The sequence below is a fragment of the Sorangium sp. So ce296 genome, assembly GCF_051529605.1.
Classification (GTDB): Bacteria; Myxococcota_A; Polyangia; order Polyangiales; family Polyangiaceae; genus Sorangium; species Sorangium cellulosum_D.
Genome location: NZ_CP150325.1, coordinates 1,950,265 through 1,971,905 on the forward strand (window position 1 = coordinate 1,950,265; position 21,641 = coordinate 1,971,905).

General features: G+C 74.0%; 15 protein-coding genes. 9 read left to right on the forward strand and 6 right to left on the reverse strand.

Features of this window, described 5'->3' with window-relative positions:
• Window positions 1–39: 39 nt before the first annotated feature.
• The 3 genes from WME98_RS07460 to WME98_RS07470 form a co-directional block, all read right to left on the reverse strand.
• Window positions 40–1,161 carry a branched-chain amino acid aminotransferase gene (locus WME98_RS07460; protein WP_437950649.1) on the reverse strand — a complete coding sequence of 374 codons (1,122 nt, stop codon included), beginning with the start codon at window positions 1,159–1,161 and terminating at the stop codon, window positions 40–42.
• Window positions 1,162–1,410: 249 nt separating this feature from the next.
• Window positions 1,411–2,064, reverse strand: coding sequence for an MBL fold metallo-hydrolase (locus WME98_RS07465; RefSeq protein WP_437950650.1), 654 nt, complete (start codon window positions 2,062–2,064; stop codon window positions 1,411–1,413).
• A gap of 124 nt (window positions 2,065–2,188) precedes the next feature.
• Complete coding sequence (locus WME98_RS07470; protein ID WP_437950651.1) at window positions 2,189–3,457, reverse strand: hypothetical protein; 1,269 nt, start codon at window positions 3,455–3,457, stop codon at window positions 2,189–2,191.
• A gap of 917 nt (window positions 3,458–4,374) precedes the next feature.
• Between WME98_RS07470 and WME98_RS07475 the strand changes: the two genes are divergently transcribed.
• Complete coding sequence (locus tag WME98_RS07475) at window positions 4,375–5,466, forward strand: serine/threonine-protein kinase (RefSeq protein ID WP_437950652.1); 1,092 nt, start codon at window positions 4,375–4,377, stop codon at window positions 5,464–5,466.
• Between the two features lie 43 nt (window positions 5,467–5,509).
• Here WME98_RS07475 and WME98_RS07480 read toward each other — a convergent pair whose 3' ends face one another.
• Window positions 5,510–7,396, reverse strand: coding sequence for an amidohydrolase family protein (locus WME98_RS07480; protein ID WP_437950653.1), 1,887 nt, complete (start codon window positions 7,394–7,396; stop codon window positions 5,510–5,512).
• 571 nt (window positions 7,397–7,967) lie between these two features.
• Between WME98_RS07480 and WME98_RS07485 the strand changes: the two genes are divergently transcribed.
• The 6 genes from WME98_RS07485 (at window position 7,968) to WME98_RS07510 (ending at window position 15,226) form a co-directional block, all read left to right on the forward strand.
• Window positions 7,968–8,240, forward strand: coding sequence for a hypothetical protein (locus WME98_RS07485; RefSeq protein WP_437950654.1), 273 nt, complete (start codon window positions 7,968–7,970; stop codon window positions 8,238–8,240).
• A 238-nt stretch (window positions 8,241–8,478) separates the two neighbouring features.
• A complete protein-coding gene (locus WME98_RS07490; RefSeq protein ID WP_437950655.1) occupies window positions 8,479–10,626 on the forward strand; it encodes a TOMM precursor leader peptide-binding protein in 2,148 nt (715 codons plus the stop codon).
• 11 nt (window positions 10,627–10,637) lie between these two features.
• Window positions 10,638–11,420: a SagB/ThcOx family dehydrogenase gene (locus tag WME98_RS07495; RefSeq protein WP_437950656.1), complete on the forward strand. Its 783-nt coding sequence runs from the start codon at window positions 10,638–10,640 to the stop codon at window positions 11,418–11,420.
• A gap of 22 nt (window positions 11,421–11,442) precedes the next feature.
• Window positions 11,443–12,495 carry a TOMM precursor leader peptide-binding protein gene (locus WME98_RS07500; RefSeq protein WP_437950657.1) on the forward strand — a complete coding sequence of 351 codons (1,053 nt, stop codon included), beginning with the start codon at window positions 11,443–11,445 and terminating at the stop codon, window positions 12,493–12,495.
• A gap of 75 nt (window positions 12,496–12,570) precedes the next feature.
• Entirely contained in the window at window positions 12,571–14,202 is a 1,632-nt protein-coding gene (locus tag WME98_RS07505; RefSeq protein ID WP_437950658.1) for a protein kinase domain-containing protein, read from the forward strand.
• On the forward strand, window positions 14,180–15,226 hold the full coding sequence (locus WME98_RS07510) for a hypothetical protein (protein ID WP_437950659.1): 1,047 nt from the start codon (window positions 14,180–14,182) through the stop codon (window positions 15,224–15,226). Before WME98_RS07505 ends, WME98_RS07510 begins: the two co-directional genes overlap by 23 nt.
• Before the next feature lie 111 nt (window positions 15,227–15,337).
• Here WME98_RS07510 and WME98_RS07515 read toward each other — a convergent pair whose 3' ends face one another.
• Both WME98_RS07515 and WME98_RS07520 read right to left on the reverse strand, forming a co-directional pair.
• Window positions 15,338–16,804 carry an OmpA family protein gene (locus WME98_RS07515; protein WP_437950660.1) on the reverse strand — a complete coding sequence of 489 codons (1,467 nt, stop codon included), beginning with the start codon at window positions 16,802–16,804 and terminating at the stop codon, window positions 15,338–15,340.
• Between the two features lie 11 nt (window positions 16,805–16,815).
• The gene (locus WME98_RS07520) at window positions 16,816–18,033 is read right to left on the reverse strand and encodes a hypothetical protein (RefSeq protein WP_437950661.1); all 1,218 of its coding nucleotides are present in this window, start codon (window positions 18,031–18,033) and stop codon (window positions 16,816–16,818) included.
• Between the two features lie 368 nt (window positions 18,034–18,401).
• Between WME98_RS07520 and WME98_RS07525 the strand changes: the two genes are divergently transcribed.
• On the forward strand, window positions 18,402–20,903 hold the full coding sequence (locus tag WME98_RS07525; protein WP_437950662.1) for a M1 family metallopeptidase: 2,502 nt from the start codon (window positions 18,402–18,404) through the stop codon (window positions 20,901–20,903).
• Window positions 20,904–21,000: 97 nt separating this feature from the next.
• Entirely contained in the window at window positions 21,001–21,615 is a 615-nt protein-coding gene (locus WME98_RS07530) for a hypothetical protein (protein ID WP_437950663.1), read from the forward strand.
• The last annotated feature ends 26 nt before the right edge of the window (window positions 21,616–21,641 follow it).

Below are 21,641 nucleotides of genomic sequence, written 5' to 3' on the forward strand. Positions count from 1 at the left end.
CGGCCGATCGAGGACCGCGCGCGGCGCGCGGCCTCCTCGTCAGACCACGTCGTGCATCCAGCCGTACCGGTCCGGGGCGAGGCCGTGCTGGATGTTGAGCAGCGCCTCGCGGAAGCGCGCCGCCACCGGCCCCGTCTCGTTGTCGTGGATGGCGAAGGTCCCCTCGCGGGATTTCACCGCGCCGATCGGCGTGATGACCGCGGCCGTGCCGCACGCGAACGCCTCGGTCATGCGGCCCTCGCGCACCGCCGCGCGCCACTCGTCGAAGGTGACCTTGCGCTCCTCCGCGCCATAGCCGAAATCGCGGGCGAGCTGGATGATGCTGTCGCGGGTGATGCCCGGGAGGAGCGTGCCTGTCAGCTCGGGCGTCACGAGCACGGTGCGGCCGCCCTCCTCGTAGACGAAGAAGATGTTCATTCCCCCCATCTCCTCGACATACCGGCGGTGGACCGCATCGAGCCAGACCACCTGCGCGCAGCCCTCCGCCGCCGCGTTCATCTGCGCGAGCAGGCTCGCGGCGTAGTTGCCGGCGAACTTGGCCGCGCCCGTGCCGCCCGGCGCCGCCCTGACGAAATCCTCCGAGATCCAGACCGTCACCGGCTTCACGCCCTGGGGGAAATACGCGCCCGCGGGGGACGCGATCACCAGGAAATCGTACTCGCGTGACGACCTCACCCCGAGCGCCGCCTCGGTCGCGAACATCAACGGTCGGAGATACAGGCTCTCGCCCACCGCGGCGGGCACCCACGCGCGATCCTGGCGGATCAGGGCGTCGACGGAGCCCACGAACAGCTCGACCGGCATCTCCGGCATCGCCAGCCGCCGGGCAGAGCTGTTGAAGCGCTGCGCGTTCGCCTCCGGCCGGAACGTCTTGATGCGCCCGTCCGGCTGGCGGTACGCCTTGAACCCCTCGAAGATCGCCTGACCGTAGTGCAGCACCATCGCCGCGGGATCCAGCGTGAGCGGCGCGTACGGCTTGAGCTGCCCCCGCAGCCAGCCGCCCCTGTCCGCCGCGTACGGGATCACGACCATGTGCTCCGTGAACACGCGCCCGAAGCCGGGGTTCTGCATGCGCTGCGCGCGATCCGCGTCGCCGAGAGGGTGCTGCGTGGGGAGAATCTCGAGATCGACCTTCGTGGCGGGCGCGCTATCGGTGCTCATCGTGCTCGACTTCCGCGACGGACGGCGGTCGACCCCGCTCCAGCGGGCGCGGCGCGCGCTCTCGTCGTGCGGCATTTTTCAGAAGAATCCTGGCGGGATGCAAGCACTTTCTCGCCGGAAAGCGGCGCCGGCGCGCGGGGCGTTCGAGGCGGGAAGGCGGAGAGATCGGCAGGAATTTTCTCCCCGTTTTCCGCCTTCGCGCCCCTGCGTTCGCGCGGCGCCGCGGCGCCGCGACCGACCCACGGCGGATCACGCGCGCAGATAAGGGTTTCTGTCGCGTTCCTCACCGATGGTCGTCGAGGGGCCGTGTCCGGTCACCACGCGGGTCGACGGATCGAGCGTGAGCAGCTTGCCCCGGATGGATCGGAAGATCGCCTCCGAGTCGCCGCCCCACAGGTCGGTCCTGCCGATGCCGCGCCGGAACAGGGTGTCCCCCGTGAACGCCACCGCGCCCGTCGCGGAGAGGGCCAGGAACGACACGCTGCCCGGCGTGTGCCCCGGCGTGTGGAGCACGTGCAGATCGAGCCCGCCGGCCTTCACGAGCGCGCCGTCGTCGAGGTCGCCGTCGAGCTCGCAGCGCTCCGGCGCCGCGATGCCGAGGAACGCCGCCTGCACCGGGAGCATGTCGTAGAGGAAGCGGTCGGCCTCGTGGATGCGCGCCGCGGCGCCCGACCAGCGCTGGAGCGGCGCGGTGGCGCCGACGTGATCGATATGGGTGTGCGTGTGCACGATGGCCGCGACCGTCGCCCCGGCCTGCTCGAGGCGCGCGCGGATCTTGTCGAAATCGCCCCCCGGGTCGATGACCACCGCGGCCTTGCTGGCCGGGTCGACGACGATCGAGCAGTTGCACCCCAGCGGGCCGACGGCAAACGTCTCGAGCAGCACGGGGCGAGCTTGTAGCACGCCGCGCCCCCGCCTCCACGCGCGACGGAGGCCGGGGCGGCGGCGCGTCGACGCCCGGTGGGCCGCGGGCGCCTCGGGCGCGAGCCGGCGCGGGCGCGGACGCCCGCCGCGCCGCCTGAGGTCGCTATTTCGGAGCGCTCATCAGGGTGCCGCCCGTGCCGAGCCCGTTGGTCCAGTAGACGCGCTCGGCGTCGAGGGCGATGCCGTAGGGCGAAGGCTCCCCGGCGACGAAGGCGCCGATGATGCCGTTCGGCAGCATCCTCATGATGTTCGGCGACGTCGGGTCGGTCCAGTAGACGCCTGTCGCGTCGGCGGCGATGCCCCTCGGGTTCATCAGCCCGGTGGCGATCGCCGTGGGCCGCCCTCCGGTCTTGGCCACGCGCATGACCGTGCCGGTCCTGCTGGTCGTCCAGTACACGTGCGTCGCGTCGACCGCGATCTCGCGCACCTCGCCCTGATCGGCCGCCAGCTCCTTGGGCGGGGTGTTGCTCGTGGCGCCCTTGGGCGCGGACAGCACGCGGCCGCTGTCGTCGCGGATCGTCCAGTAGACGTGGGTCGCGTCGACCGCGAGCGCGTGGGTCGTCCCCTCGCCCTCCGAGATGACGACGAAGGGCCCATTGCCGTTCGAGTCCTTCCGCGCGCGGACCACGGAGCCGCCGCGCTCGCGGTTCGTCCAGTAGACGAACTCGTCGTCGATCGCCACGCCGAAGGGCGCGGCCTGCCCTGCGGCGATGGCGACCGGCTCCTCCTCGCCGCCGATGCGCGTCCGCATCACCTGGCCGTCCTGCTCGCCGCTATTGCCCTGGTTGGCCCAGAAGACGTGGGTGTCGTCGGCCTTGATGTCCGCCGGCTGGATCTGGTTGGTGGCGAGGTTCTTCGCGACTTCGTCGCCGATCACATACTGCCTGACGACGCCCTGCTCGCCGTTGGTCCAGAACATGGTGCGGCGGGAGACCGCGATGTAGAGCGGATCCTGCTGGCCGGAGACGTGGCGGGTCGGCCGGCCGCAGGCGCTGTCCCGGCAGATGCCGTCGCACCTGACGGGGCATGTACCGCAGTGGAGCGCGTCGTTCGTCACGTTGATTTCACAGCTGTTCTGCTCGTCCCCATCGCAGTCGACGTAGACGTCGCCGCACTCCGGCGGCTCGTCGACGATGACGGGCCCCGCGCCCGTGCCCCCGGTGCCTCCGCCCGCGCCCGCCTCGCCACGGCCTCCCTCGCCACCCTCGCCGCCGGCGCCCCCGTCGCCCGGCGCGCCGCCATCGCCTCCGCCTGCGGAGGTCACGCCCCCCGGCCCGGAGCCGCCGGTAGCGAAGAGGCTCGACGCTTCGGGAGCGGAGCAAGCTGCCACGGCAAGTCCGGAGAAGAGCGCGGGGAGAACGGTGCGACGCATGGTGCTGTGCATGGAAACCTCCACGAATAGAGGCTACACGAGCCCATCGAAAAAACGCATCTGCGAACTTGGCGTGTTGATCACACCGCGTTCGTCCACGCACGACGGGCGCCGATGTGGGCTGCTCGTGGCGCGACCGCCGTGGTCGAGCTCGCGCGCCAGAGCCGGCTCGGCCGTGGCCCTGCCCTCGCGCTCTCCTCCTCTTCATCCTGCCCGCACGCGGGACGCGCGGAACGGAGCCCGGCGGAGTCGCGGGATCTGCCGAGAGGTGGTCGCGCTCCGCCGGCGACGGGCGGCCGCCGCCCCGCGCGGAGCGGAGCGGGGGTCTCGCGTCGGCGGGGCGCGGGCGCGACTCCGCATCTCGCGACCAGCGTCTCTCCTCGCGCGCGCCGCCGCGGGCCACAGGCCATGAGGGCTCCTCGCGCGCTGTCCGGCGCTGTCCGGCGCTGTCCGGCCGAAGGCGCGATGAGCCCGCGCCAGGAGCGCAGGAGACGGAGCAGCGGGCGACTCGGCATCACGGAGGAGCGGTCGAATCCCGGGCGAACGGCCGCGAGGGCGCGGAGATCCGCGGAGATGGACGGAGATTGACGGAGATTGACGGAGATCGACGGGCGGCGCCGCGCCGAGCGCGCTGAGCGCCCCTCGCGCGGCGCGGCTCACCCGCGCTCCGTGAGCTCCAGCCTCCGCGCCGCATGAGCCCGCGCGAGCGCGCGTTCCGCCGCCAGGCCGAACCGTGACGATGGCGCTGCGCCCGGAGGGGCGCTACCCTCGGGACGCCCGGTGCGAGCGCGTATGATGTCAGCCAGGGTGGAACCGCTGTTCCGCCGCCAGGCGCCTTGCGGGCGCGGGGCGGCTGCGCGCGTCCTGCGCCGCGGCGCTGCCGGCGCGCCGGGGGCTCGGCCGGGAGGCGCCGCCGCATGAGCGATTCGGTGTACCTCGCGGGCGGTCAGGCGAGCTCGGCGGCGCGCGAGCGGGCGATGACGCTCATCGGGCGCACGCTCCTCCACCGCTACCGCATCGAGGAGCTCGTCGCGATGGGCGGCATCGCCGCCGTCTTCAGGGCCACGAAGCTCGCGACCGGCGAGCACGTGGCCGTCAAGGTGCTCCACCCGGACGCAGAGGAGCTGCCGGAGCTCATCGAGCGCTTCGAGCGCGAGGCGATCGCCGGGCGCCACATCTTCCACCCCAACGTCGCGGCGGTCTACGAGATCAACCAGCTCGACGACGGCGCGTGGTTCATGGTGATGGAGTTCATCCGCGGCGTCACGCTGCGCAAGCTCATCGACCAGGGCCCCATCTCCCCGCCGCGCGCGGCGAACATCGCGCGCCAGATCGCGACCGCCCTGAACGCCGCGCACGATTTCGGGATCGTGCACAGGGACGTGAAGCCGCTCAACATCATGGTCCTCGACGGGCCGGAGGAGCGCGTCCAGCTCATCGATTTCGGTCTCGCGAAGGTCCCGATCGAGCAGTTCTCGTTCACGACGGACGACGGCTCGCGCCGCTCGCTCACGAACGCCGGGGTGCTGCTCGGCACGGTGGCGTACATGGCGCCCGAGGCGGCGCTCGGCATGCGCTCGGTCGACCGGCGGGCCGATCTCTACGCGCTCGGCGTCATCCTGTATGAGATGCTCGCGGGCAAGCACCCCTTCACGGCGGTGGAGCCCTCGGCGCTGTTCGCCCAGCACCGGTCGACGCTGCCGCCGCCGATCGCCGAGCGCACCCCCGGCATCGTCGTCCCGCCCGCGCTCGAGGCGGTCGTGATGCGCCTGCTCGCCAAGGATCCGGACCACCGCTTCCCCCACGCGCGCGCGGTGCTCGTGGCGCTCGACGCCGCCATCCAGAGGATGAGCGCGCCGGACACGAGCCTCGCCGTCGGCGCCCCGACCAGCCTCCGGGCCGCGGCGAGCTTCATCGAGCGGCGGACCTCGCGCGCCGTGCTCGCCGGCGCGGGGCTCCTGTTCTTCGCGCTGGGGACCGTGATCGCCTGGATGCTCGCGTCGCGGTGAGCGCGGCGCGGCGAGGGACGCCGCGCGCCGCGCCCGGAGCGGCCTAGTCGCAGACGCCGACGGGGAGCCCCGCGATCGCCGAGCGGTCGACGCACTTCTTGCCGCCCGGGCACGCCCGGGCGCGCGCTCCGCGCGGGTCGCAGAGGTCCTTGCACGTGCTCGACGCCTCGTCGCACTGGCTGCCGGGCGCGCACGCGAAGAGGGCGTCGCACCGCTGCCCGCCCGAGCCCGCGCCCGCGTACCAGCACGAGGTCGCGCCGTTGCCCAGGAACACGCACGCGGCGCCGTTCTCGCAGTCCTGCGCGAAGAGGTCGCAGCCGTCGCCGTCCACGCACGATCCGCCCGTGGGCGAGCCGCCGTCGAAGACGCACGCGCTCCCCGGCGCGCAGGCCGAGGGGCGATCGCAGATCGCGGCGCAGCGCTGATCCGCGCTGCACGACAGCGCGTCGCCGCACTCCGGCGCGCCGAGGCACGTGTCGCCGCGGCCGGCGCCGGTCCGCGGCTGCCTCGAGAGGCTCGTCCCGCGGGGCAGCGCGAGCGCGTCGCGATCGAGGAGGACGCCCGATTTGTAGACGCGCGAGACCCGCTCGAGCGCGCGGGCGTCGGCGAGCGGATCGCCGTCGACCACGAGCACGTCCGCGAGCGCCCCCTCCTCGATGCGCCCGAGGTCGGGCCGCCCGAGCACGTCCGCGGCCGCGCGCGTCGCGGCGGCGAGCGCGTCGATCGGCGGCATCCCCGCCTCGACGAGGAGCGCGACCTCGCGGCGCAGGGCGAGCCCGTGGAAGACCGCCGGGTTGCCGGCGTCGGAGCCGGCGGCGATGGTGACCCCGGCGCGGTAGCAGGTCATGAGGTTCTCGACCCCGCGCGCGCGCCACGCCGCCACGAGCTCCTTGTAACGGGCTGTCCTGAGCTCCGCGATCAGCGACGGGTCGCGCAGGGCGGCGATCACGTCCGCCGGCACGTCGTCGCCGAGGGCGGGGTCGTCGAGCTCGGCGAGCGCCCCGTGGGCCGCGCGGTAGAGCCCGTCGGTCAACGCGAGCGTCGGGATCACGACGGCCCCCGCGGCGGCCATCCGGCGCGCGAGCTCGGGCGAGATCCGGTCCTGGTCCGGGACGTGCGCGAAGCGCGTCACGCCGGCGTCGAGCGCGACCTCGACGTCGTCGGCCGAGGTCGCGTGCGCGATGACCCGGACGCCCGCGGCCCCGGCGGCCTGCGCGATCGCCGCGACGGAGTCGGGCGACAGGCGCGGGAGCGGCCGCGATCCCCCGGACTCGAGGACGATCTTGATGACGTCGGGGGCGGCCGGGAGCAGCGCCTCGAAGGCCCCGGCGACGTCGGCGGGAGCGTCGATGAAGAGGCAGAAGTCGCCGGGCGGGCTGCCGTGAACGCAGGGGTGCCCGCCGGTCGCCGTGAGCAGCGGTCCGGCGGCGAAGAGCTGCGGCGCGAGGACCTCGCCGGCGCGGGCGCGCGCGCGTTGCTCGAAGATGACGTGCTGGAGCGAGCCGAGGTCGAGGTACGAGGTGACGCCCGACCGGAGCATCGCCTTCGTGTGATCCTCGAGGTGGAGGTCTCCGTCGTGGTACGCGTAGGGCCCGGCGGCGCTGAGCGAGTGCACGTGGAGGTCGATCAGCCCGGGGAGCACCGTCTTTCCGGCGACGTCGACGATCTCGCCGCCGACGATCTCGACGTCGCGCTCGTCGAGGACGACCTGCTTCACCCTGTCGCCCTCGATCACCACCGTTGCCCTGGCCGCGCGCGCGCCGTCGAACACCGTACCTCCCTTCAGCACGGTGCAGCCCGCGCACCCCGCCTCGGCCAGGCCCTGCGGGGAGGAGCGCTCCGCGGCGCCGCAGCCTGAGAGCCACGTCGCCGCGGCGAGGAACCAGGGAGATAGACCACCTATCGCAAGTCCGAGCGAAGTACGATGCATGACACCCCTTTGCGGACGAGCGCCGAGCGCCCGGGAGGAGGCGGGCCGGTACCGGACAGGGGGGAGGAAGGCAATTAATGAGACAGCGCCCATGGCGCGATGGATGCGCGCGCGCAGGGCGCCGCGTTATCCAGGGTTCTTCGGCGGGCGCGGGGCGACGCGACGGAGGCGGTTCATCCCCGACGTCCCCGGCGGCTCTCCGGCCCGAGCGGAGGGGTGCCAGAGCACCGAACAGGCTGAAAGTCAGCCAGGTTCAACACGTCACGGCGCCCGCCGGATCCGCCGAGGAGCGAGCTGGAAGAGCACGGCGTGCAGCAAGAGGAGGGACCGCGAGGGCGCAAGAGGCGCAAGGAGACAGAGATGGAATTGTATTCTCCTCTCCCCCTTACGTCCTCGCGATCCTCTTCCCATGCGTCGATTTTCGCGGGAGCTCAGCGTGACCGGCGCTCTGGAGGTCACGAGCGATCTTGGCAAACGGGCCCCTGCCAGGGCGACATCCGTCGCCATACAACGAACCGTCGGATTGACGAAGAGCCTTTGCCTGTCTCACATACTCGTGGGAGGCTCTGCGATGAGTGACTCGAACAACGGTAATGGTGCGCCGAAGGATCTGGATGTATCGATAAAGGAGCTCCGCAACGCCATCGACGATCTGTCGAGCAAGCTGGAAGCAATGGAGTTGGCGAATCCGGCCAGCTACAACTGCGGCGGCTACTGCGGCGGCTACTGCGGCCACAGCTGCGGCGGCTATTGCGGCGGCTACTGCGGCGGCAGGTGCGGCGGTCGGTGCGGCGGAAGGTGCGGCGGTCGGTGCGGCGGAAGGTGCGGCGGCCGCTGTAGCTAGCCCAGAGGGCCGGCGGGGCCGATCGATGGCTCTCCGGAGGAAGACGAGGGTCGTGAGGAATCGAGAACGACATATTCCCGTCTTGCTGGGCTCACCACGTTCGGGCGCGCTGGCGCGCCGGCCGCACGCGAGGCTCGTCTCTCCTTGGCTTGTCGGGAACTCGCTCCTTGAGCGCCAGAACTGAACCTCTTTACCGAAGGCGCGGCGCGGCGGCGCTGCCCTTACCTGGAGATCTCGCGTGGCCATTCAACTGCCCAGCCCATCGACCGCCGCGCCGACGCTCGCGGGGAGCGCCCCGCCCGCGCCGGAGGAGGCGCGCGGGAAGCTCGCGCGATCGCGCGTCCTCGTGGTCGGGCTCGAGCCTTGGGGCGCCGTCGCGGCCGCCGAGCTCGCGTCCGCGGGCGTCGGCGCGCTCCACGTCCTCGACGACAGCGAGGTCGCCGCGGACGATCTCGGCCCGTTCGCCGAGGCGGATCTCGGGAGAGATCGCGCGCGCTCGCTCGCCCTCGCGCTCTCGCGGATCGCGCCAGGCTGCGCGGTCACGCCCGGGGCGCTGATCGCGGCCGCGGATCGCCCGCTCGTCCTCGAGGACGCCGGCTGGGACCTGATCCTCACGTGCGTCTCCGGCGACGATCTCCTCGTTCTTCAGGGCGTCGCCCGCTTCGCCCACGCGACGTCGACCCCCTCGCTCAGCGCGCACCTCGAGGGGCTCGAGGCGGTGATCGGCCCCGCCGTCTTTCCAGGCGAGACGGCGTGCTGGAACTGCTGCCGTCTCCGGAGGCTCGCTACAAGCGATCAGCCCGAGGCGGATCACGCGCTCCAGGCGACGCTCCTCGCCGGGCGCACCGGGCGCCGCGCGCGCACGTACCTCGCGCCCACGCCGGCGCTCCTTGGCCACGCCGTCGCGCTCGCGGCCGTCGATCTGCTCGTGAACCGCGCCGCGTCGCGGCTCGCCGGGCACCTCGTGATCCAGAGCCTGATCGACCTGGAGGCGTCGTTCCACGCCGTCCTGCAGATGCCCTGGTGCCCGATCTGCGGCGGCGCCGCCGGCGCCCTGGGCGCGGGGAGCGCGCGCAGTGGCTCGCGCGCGCGCCTGCGCGACGCGCGCGATCCGGCGGAGCTCCGGCGGATGCTCGCCGGCGTCGTCGATCCACGGACGGGCATCGTCCAGCGGCTCGCGCTGGGCGCGATGCACCCGGCGCTCGCCCCCGAGGCGCCGATCATCGCCAGCGCGGCCCTCAGCAATTACACCGACGGCGCGGCGCACGCGCGCTGCTGCGACGAGCCGGAGGTCGGCACCGGAAAGGGCACCACGGCCGTCGAGGCCCTGATCAGGGCGACCGGCGAGGCGGTCGAGCGCTACTCCGCGAGGCTCTTCGACGAGCAGGGGCTGCTCCGCGCCCCGGTCGCCGAGATGCAGGGCGATTTCGTCGCTCCGGAGCAGCTCTGTCTCTACGGCGAGGAGCAGTACGCGAGGCCCGGGTTCCCCTACGCGCGGCTCGACCCGACCACGCCGATCGAATGGGTCCTCGGGCATTGGCTGGACACCCGCGCGCCCGTCCACGTGCCAGCGCTCCCGACCTACTACGGCGATTGCGCAGGGCCCGACGCCTACTTCTGCCAGGTGACGTCGAACGGGCTCGCCGCCGGCCCGACGCTCGAGGCGGCGTCGATGGGGGCCGCGCTCGAGCTCATCGAGCGCGACGCCTTCATGATCTCGTGGCTCGCCCGCAGGCCAGGGCGGCGCATCCTGCCCGACGACTCGGTCGACCCCGAGGTGCACGAGATCGCCCGGCAGCTCGGGGAGCGCGGCGCCCGGATCGAGCTGTATCTCCTCGACGTGGGCATCGCGGTCCCCGTGGTCATGTGCGTGGGGTACGGCGATGGAAAGCGCTGGCCCGGCGCGACGGTCTCGCTCGGAGCCCACCTGAGCCCCCTCACCGCGATCAGGAAAGCCGTCCTCGAGCAGGGTCAGATCGTCGGTTACGTCTTCCGCCTGATGGCCGGCGAGGAGTTCGCCATCCCCGAGCGGCCGGAGGACGTGCGCACGCTCGAAGATCACGCGATCTATTACGTCCCCCCGAGCCGCGCCGCGGCCTTCTCCTTCCTGCGCCAGGGTCGCACGGTGACCGCCGCCGCGCTCGAGGAGCCCGAGGAGGTCACCCTCTCCGAGCTCGCCCGGCGCGTCCAGGCCGCGGGCCTGCGGATCGCGATCGTGGACGTGACCTCGCCCGATCTCGCGGCGACCCCCTTCCGCGTCGCCCGGGCCCTCGGGCCCGGTTTCCAGCAGATCCATTTCGGCCACGAGCTCGCGCGGCTCGGCAATCCGCGCCTCCGTTCGATGGCCCCCCACGGGATCAACCCGGACCCTCACCCGATGGCCTGAGCGAGGACACCATGGCAAGGAGCAAAGAGGCGGACGTCGCGCGGCTCTATCATCTCCAGTCCTCCCACGTGAGGGCGCGGCCGGTCGAGCCGCCGTTCCACGGAGATCGCCAGCCGCTCCGCTTCCGCACCTACACCGGCTCGGCGCGCACGCCGCTGCCGGGGCGCGATTTCGCGATCGACGCCCCGCTCGGCGCGGTGCTGGAGCGGCGGCGGTCGGTCCGCGACTTCGCCCTCCGGCCGATGCCCCTTTCGGCGCTCGGGCGGCTCCTCCACGCGAGCTACGGCGTCCGCGGGCTGCGAACGATCGACGGCGACTGGTGCAGCGATCGGCCGACGCCGTCGGCCGGAGGGCGGTATCCGCTCGAGATCTACGTGGCGACGCAGGCCGTGGAGGACCTCCCGGACGGCCTTTATCACTACGACGCTCGCGCGCACGAGCTCGAGCTCCGCCGCGAAGGCCTCGCGCACGCCGCGCTCACGGATCTGACGCTGGATCAGGACATGGTCCGGAGCACCAACGTCGTGGTCATCATCACGGCGGTCCCGTTCCGCACCATGTGGAAGTACGGCCAGCGCGGCTATCGCTTCCTGTGGCTCGACGCGGGGCACCTCGGCCAGAACCTCTACCTCGTCGCGACGGCCATGGGCCTCGGCCCGGTGGCGATCGGCGGCTTCTACGACGACGAGCTCAAGGCCTTCCTCGCGCTCCCGGCCGAGGAGGACGCCATGTACATCGTCTGCGTCGGTCAGCCCGGGCCAGCCGAGGGGCCGAAAGGGGCCCAGCGCGGCTGAACAGGGAGCGTCGGAGAGCACCATGCCCAGAATTCGACTCAGCCGCTCGGCCAGCATCACGCCCACGGACGCGGGGGTCATCCTCCGATCCGATCTCGGCACCTTCCAGCTCACCGGCGCGGACGTGAGCGCGTTCCTCGAGCGGGTGGCGCCGCTGCTCGACGGGTCGCGCGACCGGGAGGCGATCGTCGAGGCGCTCGCCGACTACTCGGGCCACAGCGTGCTCGCGCTCCTCGATCTGCTCGCGGCGCGCGGGCTGCTCGAGCCTGCGCCCGACGCGGCGGAGCCCCCGGATCGCGAGCGCCTCCGCGGGCAGCTCGAGTTCCTCCGCAGGTGGTCCTCGGCCCCGGAGCAGGCGGCGCAGCGGATTGCGGCCGCGCGCGTGCTCGTCGTGGGCCTCGAGCCGTGGGGCGCCGCCGCCGCCCTCGCGCTCGCGGCGGCCGGCATCTCCGCGCTCCGCCTGATCGACGAGGGCGACGTCCCGGTCGGCCCGCGCGACGCCGCGGTGGTCCGCGCGCGCGGCCAGGCGGCGCTCGGCGCGCGCGGACAGGCGGCGCGCGGCGCCCTGGCAGCGCTGATCCGCGAGCGCGCGCCGCGCTGCCGCGTGGACGAGCGCCCCGCCGCCGCGCTGCGCTCGGACGACCTCCTCGCCCCGGACGACCGGCCCCACCTCCTCGTCGCGGCCGTGCGCGGCGACGACGCGGAGCTCCTGGAGCGCGTCGCGCGGTTCGGCCACCGCGCGCGGATCGTCTCCCTCTTCTCGGACCTCGCGGGGGCGACGGCCGTCCTCGGCCCCCTCGTGTTCCCGGGCGCGACGGCGTGCCGGGTCTGCGCGATGGCCGAGGCGCTGAACCCCCCGCCCGCCGCGGGCCCCCGGGGCGAGCCCGCGCTCCAGGCCGGCGCGATGGCGCAGCTGCTCGGCCAGCTCGTCGCCCTGGAGGCGCTGAAGGTGCTCTCGGGGTACACGCCGTCGAGGCTCGGGGGCCGGCTCCTGATCCAGGACCTCTCGACCTTCGAGACATCGCACCGCACGCTCGTGAGGCTGCCGTGGTGCAGGGCTTGCGGCGAGGCGTGACGCGGGGGCGGAGGTGCTCTAGCCTGCGTCCGTGAAGTCGGCTCGCCCCCAAGCCGCCGCTCCGGGCCTCCCGTCATGATCGGTCGCGTCCTCGACGAGCGCTACGCGATCGTCCGGCTGCTCGGCCAGGGCGGCATGGGCGCCGTCTACGAGGCGCGGCACACCGGCACCGGCCGCCGCGTCGCGGTGAAGGTCATCCTCGGCCAGGCCGCCGACGACGAGCTCCTCCGCCGCTTCCAGCGCGAGGCGCGCGCGGTCGGCGCGGTCGAGTCGGAGCACATCGCGCAGGTGTTCGACACCGGGCGCGACCGCGAGACCGGCTCGCCGTACATCGCGATGGAGTTCCTCGACGGCGAGGACGTGCAGGCCCTCATCGAGCGGCTCGGCCCGCTGCCGGTCGATCTCGCGCTCCGCGTCGCCCTTCAGGCGTGCCTCGGGCTCGAGCGCGCGCACGAGGCCGGCATCGTCCACCGCGACATCAAGCCGGCGAACCTGTTCCTCGCGCGCAAGCCGGGCGGCCAGCGCGTCGTCAAGCTGCTCGACTTCGGCGTCGCCAAGGTGACCGATCAGAGCCTCGGCAACGGCGCCATGACGAAGAGCGGCGCGCTCCTCGGCTCGCCCCTCTACATGTCGCCCGAGCAGGCGCGCGGCAGCGGCGCGATCGACGCGCGCTCGGACCTCTGGTCGCTCGGGATCAGCCTGTACCACGCCCTGTCCGGGCACCGCCCCAACGACCACCTGACCGGCCTCGGCGAGCTCGTCCTGGCCATCTGCACGACCCCCGTGCGCTGGCTCCAGGAGGTCGCGCCCTGGGTTCCGCCGGAGGTCGCCCACGTGGTGCACCGGACGCTGGTCATCGATCCGGCCGGCCGCACCGCGAGCGCCGGCGAGCTGGCGGCGGCGTTGCGCGCGTTCCTGCCGCACGGCGAGGCGATCGTCGAGGCGATGCTCGCGCCGCTCGACGCCGCCACGCGCGCGTCGCGGGCGCCGAGCGCGCCGTTCAGGACCGCCGCGCCGAGCGCGCCGTTCGGGGCCGCCGCGCCGTTCGGCGCCGCCTCGGGCCCGCCGCGCATGCCGAGCGCGCCGTTCGACGCCGCGTCGACCCCGCCACGGCTGTCGGGCGCGCCGTTCGACGCCGCGTCGACCCCGCCACGGCTGTCGGGCGCGCCGTTCGACGCCGCGCCGGGCCAGCCGCGGCCGTCGGGCGCGCCGGCCGGGCCGCACGCGCTTTCGGGCACGGCGCCCGCCACGAGCGTGGGGCTGTCGAACCGCAGCGACCGACCGGCGTCGCGCGCGCCCGTGGCGCTGCTCGCCGGCGGCGTGCTGGCCGCCGCGATCGCGGGCGGGGCCGGCGTCTACCTCGCGGTGCGCGGCACGGCGTCGCCCCCGGCCGCGCCGTCGGCCGACCCGGAGCCCCCGCGCGCCGAGGCCGAGCCGCCGCCGCCGTCCGCGGGCGCCGAGGCCCAGCCGGCGCCGCGCGCCGAGGCCGAGCCGCCGGCCACCGGCGCGCCGGCCCCCGGGGACGCGCCGGCCGCGGCCTCCTCGACGGCCGCGGCGCCGCCCCCGCCGACGGCGACGGCGCGCGCCGCCGCGTCGGCGAGCGCCGGCGTCGCCGCGCGCCCGCCCGCGCCGAGGCCGTCCGCCGTGAGGCCGCCGCCGCCCCCCAGGCCCCCGAGGAACGACGATGACGAGACATCGAGGAAATAGGCGCGCCGCGTGGTGTGTCGCCGCGCTCCTGTCGCTCTCCGCGGGCCTGGCCCGCGCGGAGCCGTCGGCGGATCAAGCCGCCGCGGCCGAGGCGCTCTTCCGCGAGGGGCGCGAGCTCGTCGCGCAGGGCAAGCTCGCCGAGGCGTGCCCCAAGTTCGCGGCGAGCCAGCGGCTCGATCCGGGCTACGGCACCCAGTGGAACCTGGCGGACTGCCTCGAGCGGCTCGGCCGGACCGCGAGCGCCTGGGCGGCGTTCCGCGAGGCCGCGGACATGGCGAGCCGGGCCGGCCAGGCCGACCGCGAGGCGAAGGCGACGCGCCGCGCGGCCGATCTGGAGAAGCGGCTCGAGCGGCTCGCCGTCGCGGTGAGCGCGCCGGCCGACGGGCTCGTCGTGCGGCGCAACGGCGCGGTCCTCGACGCCGGCGCGTGGGGCGCGCCGCTGCCGGTCGACCCGGGCAAGCACCGCATCGAGGCGACCGCGCCCGGCAAGAAGCCGTTCTCGGTGGAGGCGCAGACCGCCGGCCCCGGCAAGCTCGTCACCGTGGCGATCCCGCCGCTCGAGGACGACGCGGCGGCCGGGGCGTCCGCGGCGGCGCCGCCGCAGCCGGGCGGGCCGCCCGCGTCGGCGCCGGCCGCGCCGCCCCGGCCGGCCGCGGGCGGCGACGACGGCGGCGCGAGCACCCGCCGCACCCTCGCCTTCGTGGCCGGCGGCGTCGGCGTCGCGGGCGTCGTGACCGGCTCGATCTTCGGGCTCATCGCCGGCGCGCGGTGGAACCGGGCCCAGGACGAGCACTGCCGGACCGAGACGCTCTGCGACGATCAGGGCGTTTCGCTGGTCGACGACGCCAAGAGCGCGGCGACGCTGTCCAACGTCGGCTTCGTGGTCGGGGGGCTCGGGCTCGCGGCCGGCGTCGCGCTGTTCGTGACGTCGCTCGGCGACGCGCAGCCCGCGGCCGCGCGGATCGTGGTCACGCCCGCCGTCGGGGCGAACGGCGGCGGGCTCGGGATCCACGGCCGGTTCTGACGAGCGTCGGCGGCGGCCTCCAGCGCGCGGCAGCCGCCCGCGCGAGGCACGGCCTGCCGCGCCGCGGTGGGCGAGGCGCGCTCCGGAGGAGGAGCGCGCCTCGCTCGTCGATCACTCGTCGATCACGAACTCCACGCGGCGGTTCTTCGCCAGGCTCGCCGGGTCGTCGCCCTCGGCCACGGGCCTGTCCGACCCGAAGCCCTCGGCCGTGAGCCGGCCCGGGCTGACGCCCTTCTGGATCAGGTACTTCCGGACCGTGTCGGCGCGCTGCTGGCTCAGCTCCTGGTTCAGCTCGCGCGTGCCGGTCTCGTCGGTGTGCCCCTCGACCCGCACGTGCTCGACCTCGGGGTTCGCCTTCAGGACGAGCGCCACCTGGTCGAGGGTCCTGTACGACTCCGGCTCGAGCTCGGCCGAACCCGTCCGGAAACGGATGGTATCCCGCATCACGAACTCGCCCTGCTCGTACGTGACTCGCGGATCGCCCTTGTCCGGGCAGCCGTCGTCGTCCTCGACGCCGTTGATCGTCTCCTTCTCGTCCGGGCACTCGTCGTCCGCGTTCGGCACGCCGTCGTGATCGTCGTCGGCGTCCTCCTCGGGGCAGCCGTCGCTGTCGTAGTCGCCGTCGCGATCCTCGGCCACGTCGGGGCACTGGTCGCGCTCGTCGTCGACCCCGTCGTGGTCGCGGTCGTGCGAGGTCGGCGTGTACTTCACGCCCGCGAACACGCGGAAGAGCGGCACGCCGTAGCCGGCCAGCGCGCCGATGCCCGGGCCCGCGACGATCTCCCACTCCTCGCTCGGGTTGATCTTCACATAGCCGAGCGCCTCGAGCGGCGTCTCCTCCTCCTTCAGGTCGTCCGCGGTGAAGCCGATGCCGCCGTTGGCCTCCGCGCCGATCTCGACCTTGCCGTCGATGCCGCCGAAGCGGTAGCCGAGCGCCGCCGCGTACGTCAGCTCGCTCCCCGCCTCGACGTTGCGGTACGTCGTCCCCTCGCGGATGGCGACGCCCGCGTTGACGCCGAACCTGAGGCCGGGCGCGAACCGGTGATCGAGGACGATGCGCGGCCAGAACACCACGTTGCGCGCGCCGCCCGCGAAGTCGCCGGTGTGCGTGGGCACGCGCAGCTCGGCCACGAGGCCGAGCCCGATGGAGTCGCGGTCGTCGAGGATGCGCAGCTTCGGCACGAGCCGGATGTCGCCGAGGCCCCCGAACGACGGCGAGCCCTCCCCCGACTGGAAGAGGAAGAACGGGATGTCGAGGCCGAGCGCGAACGGCTCGGCGATGGTGACCGAGGCCATGAGATCGGCGCCCAGCCTGCCGCTCACGATCTGGGTCCGCACGTCCCGGTCGCCGGTCGCGAAGATGAGCGGGTTGTGCGCGTAGTTCAGGAGCAGCCCGAACTCCCAGGGATCCGCGGGCTCACGGACGCCGGAGCCCTCGGTGACGACGAACGCGTCGTGGGTGACGGCGGGCTTGAAGCGCTCGACGTCGATGTTGGTCTCCTGCGCCGACGCGCTCGTCGCGGCGGCGAGGATCGTGACGATGCTGCAGGCGGTGGCGGCGGTGGTCCGTGCGCGCATGGGTCTCCTCTTCATCGGCCAGCCCCCGGTCCGCGGCGGGGGCGTCTGCGCCAGGCGAGCGCGAGCCCGCCGGCGGCGAGCAGCGAGAGGGCGCCGCCGCCGAGGGGCGCGGGCCCCGCCGTGCAGGCGCAGGCGCCGCCCTGGACCCCAGCCGTCCCGCCCTCGACGCAGCGCCCGGTCGGCGCGCAGACCAGGTCCCCGCCGCACGCCGACGAGCCCGGTGAGCACGGGCCGCACTGCCCGCTCACGCACACGAGATCGCCGCACTCGGCGTTCGACGTGCAGGTGCCGCTGGGCGTGGGGACGCACCGGTGATCCGGCGAGCAGTCCTCGTCCGCGTCGCAGTCCGCGTCGTCGACGCACGACACCGGGAGGATGCAGTCGCCGTCGACGCAGATGCCCCGGCCGGCGCACTCCGCGTCATCCGTGCAGCCGGAGGGCGGCACGATCACGTCGGGCACGCGGTCGCCGTCCGCATCGCCGGCCATGCACGGGGCGGAGATGCCGACGTCGAGATCGCCCGACCCGAGCCCCGGGGCGTCGTTCACCGACCGGAAGTACAGGTTCGCGTTGCACGTCGCGTCGATGCCCACGATGTCGAGCGCGATCGAGCCCTGCGCGTATCCCCGCGTCTCCTCGCCGAGCAGCAGCGGATCGACGTCGGCCCGTGCCTCGGTGGCCACCTGCATGTCGGTGACCGTGAGGGGCTCGTAGCTCCCCGAGGCCGCGAACGTCCAGACCCCCGCGCGCGTGCCGTCGCCCTTCACGCCGAGCACGACCTCGTAGCCGCCCGGCGACTTGTCCTCCGTGAACCGCGGGTCGATCTCGGGCGCCCGGGCCGTGCCGCCGGTCCCCCGGTTCTTGTCGGCGTCGATGAACACGAAGAGCGTCGCCTGGGCGCCGACCGCGGTCGTCCCCGACACGTAAGCGCGCACCCAGAGCCGCCCCGCGTCGGCGACCGCGTACGCCGCGCGGAAATCGATCGACTGCTCCGGGGCCTCGAACGTCCCCATGCCGTCGCCCGCGACGTCCTCCTCGCCGTACGGCCAGCGCGGCTCCCCCGTCTTGTCGAGCGCGACGATCTCGTCGAGCACCGGCGTCGTCCGCCCGTCGGCCCACGTCTGAGCGGACGAGCTCTTCGGAACGAGCGCGACGGCGAGCGCCGCGCCCACGGCCAGCGGCGCGACAAGCGAGCGCCCCCTCCTGCACCCCTCTCTATGATGTGCCATGGCGGGCAGCATCCTCGCATAGGTCGCTGCAACCCTTGCAAATGAAAGGCGAAATGACCGGTGCGACGCGCCCATAGTGCGCAGGAGTGCGCGCGCCTCGGACAGCGCCTGCGCGCGCGACGCGGCGCTCGCCCGCGCCGGCGGCCCGCGCGCCGCGCTCGTGACACGCGCGACCGAGCGCCCCGTTTTTTCAGCACCGAGCGCCCCGCCGCGGCGCTCCGAGGCGTCGCCTTCGCTTGGCCGCGGGCCCTGGTTCTGTAACTGTCCCGCGGTCAGTTACGCGTCGCTGCGCCGACTCGGGCTCGGGGTGCCGGGCTCTGGCGTCGGGCCGACGAGGGGAAGCTCCTCATTTCGATCGAGGGAGACCGATGCACTGCACTGTCCAGAAACACCGCCCCGGAGCGTTCCGGGTGGCCTGCCTGCTGCTTGGATCGCTCGCCGCGGCGTGCTCGGGGGAAGGCCCGGCGCCGCTCGAGGGGAGCGCGTTCGACGTCGAGCGGTACGATCTCCGGGGCGAGTTCGACTGGGAGCGGGGCCGCCTCGTCGCGACGCTGGGCCTCACGCTGTCGATCACCGGCGACGGCCCGCGGGTCGTCGTGCTCGACAGCGCCGTCGCCGAGGTGAAGGAGGTCCGTCGCAAGGACGGCGGCGCGCTCCCGCACGAGCTCGATCCGGCGCGCGAGGCGCTCGCGGTCGATCTCTCGAGCGTGCCCGAGGCGTCGCGCGGCGAGCCGATCGCGCTCGAGATCGACTACGAGGCGCTCTCTGGCGACGCGCTCCGCGCGGTGCCGGCGCGCAAGGGCGATCCGGTCGCCGTGCGCGCGGTCTACACGATCTCGGAGCCGCTCGGGGCGTCGCGGTGGATGCCGTGCCACAACGCGCCCTCGGATCGGGCGGTGTTCTCGGTCGCCATGCGCGTCGACGGCGGCGAGTCGCTGATCGCGAACGGCGATCTCGTCGCCGACGAGGATCTCGGGGCCTCGGGCCGCCTCGTCCGCTACGAGACCGCCTACCCGCTGCCGCCCTACCTCATGGCGTTCGCGATCGGCGATTTCGAGGTCGAGCGCGGCGCGAGGGGGGACCTCCCCATCGCGGTCTGGCACCGCCGCGGGCTGCCCGGCGATCACGGCAAGATGGTGGACGAGATCGCGCGCGCGATCGGCCGCTTCGAGGAGCTGCTCGTGCCGTACCCGTTCGAGAAGTACGCGCTCGTGCTCCTGCCGGACTTCTCGGTGGGCGGGGTCGAGCACGCGAGCATCAGCTTCCAGCGCGAGGAGCGGAGCACCGAGCCCGCGCTCGCCTCGGATCTCCTGCTCACGACGCACGAGCTCGCGCACCAGTGGTTCGGCGATCTGGTGACGGTGGAGACGTGGGACGACCTCTGGATCAAGGAGGGCATGGCGACGCTGCTCCAGCAGGAGGGCGTCCGCGCCTACACGGACGAGAGCGGCGCGGGCACGCTGAACGGCGACGAGCTCGGCCCCCGCGCCGGCGACGCCGTCCGCGACCCGTCGCTCGCGCCGGACGAGAAGTACACGAGCGGCCCCTACGACCGCGCGGCCTGGCTGCTCACCCAGATCCGCAGCCTCACCGGCGAGGACGCCTTCTGGTCGGCGCTCCGCGGCGTGCTCGCGGAGCGCCGCTTCGGGACGATCGGCACGGACGCGCTCCTCGACGCCTTCGCGCCGGCGCTCGGCCCGGAGGCGCTCGCCCGCGCGCGGCGCGCGGCCTCGGCCAAGGCGCTCCCGAGCCTCGCGGTCGAGCCCGCGCCGTCGGGCGGGGCGTTCGTCACGCTGCGCGACCCGGACGGCGCGCTCGTCGCCCCGCTGGAGCTCGCCTGGGTCTCCGTGGACGGCGCCACCCGCGTGCAGGCGCTCGCGCCCGGCGAGCGCGTCGAGGTCGCGCCCGCGCGCCCCTCCGAGCTCCTCGTCGTCGATCCGCTGGATCGCCACCCCGAGTGGGCCTTCCTCGGCACCGAGCGCGATCTCGAGGCCTACGCCGCGGCGCTCGCCCCGCGCCGCGTGCCGTCGGATCCCGAGGCGGTCTCGCGCTTCCTCGAGGTCGGCGGCGCGCACCAGCTCGCCGCGCTCCAGGGCGGCCTGCCCGTGGGGCTCGCGCCCGAGCAGCTCGAGATCTTCCTGGAGGACCTCGACGGCGAGGCGGCCCGCGCCGTGGCGCTCGCCGCGGCGTGCGACGCCGCGAGCGCGCCGGGCCTCGACGCCAAGGTCCGCGGCGCGTGGTCCAGCGTGCTCGCCGGCCTCTTCGCCGGCGCCCCGCACAGCTACGGGCTCGACTACATCGACAGCTACGCGGCGTGCAGCGCCGTCGTCTCGCCCGAGGATCTGTTCGCCGAGGACTGGGCCCTCTTGCGGGCCGGGCTCGCGAACGGCGGCGTCTCCGACGCGCGGCTCCAGTACCTGTCCAAGTTCAGGTTGTCGCCCGACGCGGCGCTCCGCACGTGGGGGCCGGTCGCGCTCGCGTCGAGCTCGGTGCGCGCGCGCGTCCTCGCGCTCCGGCACCTCGCGACGTACCTGGACGGGCTCGACCAGGCCGCCCTCCCCGCGTGGCGCGACTTCTTCGCGGGCGTGCTCGGCGTGACCGACGTCTCCGACGTCCTCGCCGCGGATCTCCGCGCCGTCGTGGCCTCTGCCGCGCCCACGGCGGCTGGCAACGAGGCGGCGCTCGCGGGCCTGACTCGGGTGCTTCGCGCGCCCGCGGCCCGCTCGGTCCATCCCGGCGCCGTCTGCGCGGCGTTCGTGTTGACGGGCGGCGACGAGCAGGCGTTCCGCCGCTTCGCCGCCGCCCTCGACGGCGCGGACTTGACCGATCGCGCCGCCGCCTTGCTGCGTTCTCCCTCCGACTGCCGCTGAGGCTCCGCGCCCGCGGCGCGCCTCGTCCGGCCAGCCTCGCGTCGCGGCGAGGCTGGCCGCCTGCGTCGAAAGCGGACGCTGCTATGCTCCTCTGCCCATGTCGGAGCTCATCCAACTTCTTCGCCAGAACGCCCCGGTCGCTCGCCTCGCGGAGTACCTTGATGGCCTGACGCACGACGAGCGCCTCCGCGCCCTCTCGACCACGACCCGCGCGGATCAGCGGTCGCTCTACGCCGCCGCGAGCCACTCCCCCCCGATCACGCTCGATTTCTTCGTCCCGGACGGCACCTCGCGCCGCGTCGCGGTTCATCACCAGGGCAGGAACAGTCTTCCTCTCCCGTCGCCGTTCCGTTTTTTCGAGAAGCGTTTTGCCCGCCCCGAGGACGGCGGCGCCCGGCTCTTCGGGTACAACGAGGGTCTCACGCGTTCCTGGATCGGTCCTGGCTTCTTCGTCGCGGTCCCGACCGCCGGCAATCTCGCCTGGCAGGAGCGCGGCGCGGTGGTGATCGACTACTTCCAGGTCCCGGACGGCCCCGTGCCCGACGGTTGGCCCCAGGTCGTTCCCAACAGCAAGGGCCTCCAGGCCTTCGTGTACAACGGAACGCGCGACTTCATGCGCAGAGTCTCCAGGGACGTCTCGATCGGCGCCGCCTTCAAGGGAGAGAAGGCGCTCGATCACTACTTCACGCTCTGTCGCGCCCCGTCGGTCTAGATCGGTTTTCAGCTGGGACTGATACG

Excerpts from the sequence above, each read along its gene's own strand:
- WME98_RS07475 (WP_437950652.1), top strand. The coding sequence starts at position 4,375 with ATGAGCGATTCGGTGTACCTCGCGGGCGGTCAGGCGAGCTCGGCGGCG.
- WME98_RS07525 (WP_437950662.1), top strand. The coding sequence starts at position 18,402 with ATGCACTGCACTGTCCAGAAACACCGCCCCGGAGCGTTCCGGGTGGCC.
- WME98_RS07460 (WP_437950649.1), bottom strand. The coding sequence starts at position 1,161 with ATGAGCACCGATAGCGCGCCCGCCACGAAGGTCGATCTCGAGATTCTC.
- WME98_RS07505 (WP_437950658.1), top strand. The coding sequence starts at position 12,571 with ATGATCGGTCGCGTCCTCGACGAGCGCTACGCGATCGTCCGGCTGCTC.
- WME98_RS07515 (WP_437950660.1), bottom strand. The coding sequence starts at position 16,804 with ATGCGCGCACGGACCACCGCCGCCACCGCCTGCAGCATCGTCACGATC.
- WME98_RS07470 (WP_437950651.1), bottom strand. The coding sequence starts at position 3,457 with ATGCGTCGCACCGTTCTCCCCGCGCTCTTCTCCGGACTTGCCGTGGCA.
- WME98_RS07495 (WP_437950656.1), top strand. The coding sequence starts at position 10,638 with ATGGCAAGGAGCAAAGAGGCGGACGTCGCGCGGCTCTATCATCTCCAG.
- WME98_RS07520 (WP_437950661.1), bottom strand. The coding sequence starts at position 18,033 with ATGGCACATCATAGAGAGGGGTGCAGGAGGGGGCGCTCGCTTGTCGCG.
- WME98_RS07485 (WP_437950654.1), top strand. The coding sequence starts at position 7,968 with ATGAGTGACTCGAACAACGGTAATGGTGCGCCGAAGGATCTGGATGTA.
- WME98_RS07480 (WP_437950653.1), bottom strand. The coding sequence starts at position 7,396 with ATGCATCGTACTTCGCTCGGACTTGCGATAGGTGGTCTATCTCCCTGG.
- WME98_RS07510 (WP_437950659.1), top strand. The coding sequence starts at position 14,180 with ATGACGAGACATCGAGGAAATAGGCGCGCCGCGTGGTGTGTCGCCGCG.
- WME98_RS07530 (WP_437950663.1), top strand. The coding sequence starts at position 21,001 with ATGTCGGAGCTCATCCAACTTCTTCGCCAGAACGCCCCGGTCGCTCGC.
- WME98_RS07500 (WP_437950657.1), top strand. The coding sequence starts at position 11,443 with ATGCCCAGAATTCGACTCAGCCGCTCGGCCAGCATCACGCCCACGGAC.